At 64.3% G+C, this 1,155-nt stretch carries 1 protein-coding gene; it reads right to left on the reverse strand.

Annotated features, from left to right (window positions below; translation table 11 throughout):
• Positions 1-7: 7 nt before the first annotated feature.
• Positions 8-1,155 (reverse strand): IS30 family transposase (locus ACWD01_RS37535; RefSeq protein WP_451168475.1); only part of this gene is annotated, 1,148 nt, incomplete at its 5' end.

A 1,155-nucleotide genomic window follows, 5' to 3' on the forward strand; every position in this document is an offset into this window, starting at 1 on the left:
ACCAGATTCAACCGGTCGTTGCAACACCGGCCTGTTGCAACAGTAGCTGCTCGTTGAACACCTCGGCCGGTGTCCTCCAGCCGAGCGTCTTGCGGGGACGGGAATTGAGGGCATGGGCGACGGCCTCGATCTCCTCGGCGGACCACCTAGAGAGATCGGTGCCCTTTGGGAAGTACTGTCGCAGGAGTCCGTTGGTGTTCTCGTTCGTGCCGCGCTGCCATGGGCTGTGAGGATCGGCGAAGAACACGGGAATGCCGGTCTCGACTTTGAATTGCGCGTGCGCCGACATCTCCTTTCCTCGATCCCATGTCAGCGACCGTGCCAGCTGCTCGGGCAGTGTCGACATCGTATTGGCGAGTGCGTTCTTCATCGTGGTCGCCCCGTAACCGGCCAGCGCAGGACCATTCTTGACCGTGTGTTTGTGCCGGTAGCCTTCCTCGCGCGGCAGGTGAATCAGCATCGTGAATCGAGTTGACCGCTCGACGACCGTGCCGATCGCGGAACGCTCCAGCCCGATGATCAGGTCCCCTTCCCAGTGGCCGGGAACGGCACGGTCCTCGGCCTCGGCAGGCCGTTCGCTGATCAACGCTTCGGGTGTCACGTGTGCCCAGGTCTTGCGACGTGAACGAGCACGCGGGGCGCGCAGCGCGCGGCCCGTGCGAAGGCACAAGATCAGCTCACGCTTGAGCGCCCCGCGGCCCTGGATGTAGAGCGCCTGGTAGATCGCCTCGTGGCTGATGCGCATGGACTCATCATCCGGGAAATCAAGCTTGATCCGGTTCGCGATCTGCTCCGGACTCCATGCCTGCACCCACGCGCGGTCCTTGCGATGCGGCTTGTTCCGTCCCGTCCACTCACCCGTCGCCGGCCCTGCGATCGCCTTGCCACCGGGCGTGCTGATCTGTCCGGACAGTCGCTCCTGGACGTACACGTGCAACCGAGGACTGGCGACCAGCTTTGCCGTTTTCGGGCGGCGCGCGGCCCTATCCGATTTCCACTGTGCAACCGATGCCCGGTAGTCGAGCTTCCCACTCCTGGTGGCCGCGTTGCGCCGCAGCTCACGGGAAATCGTCCCCGGATCACGGCCGACTTCCCGAGCGATTTCACGTACGCCCTTGCCCTGGGCTTTCAGGAGCGCGATCTCCTCCCGCTCAC

This window comes from Streptomyces sp. NPDC002835 (genome assembly GCF_053591995.1).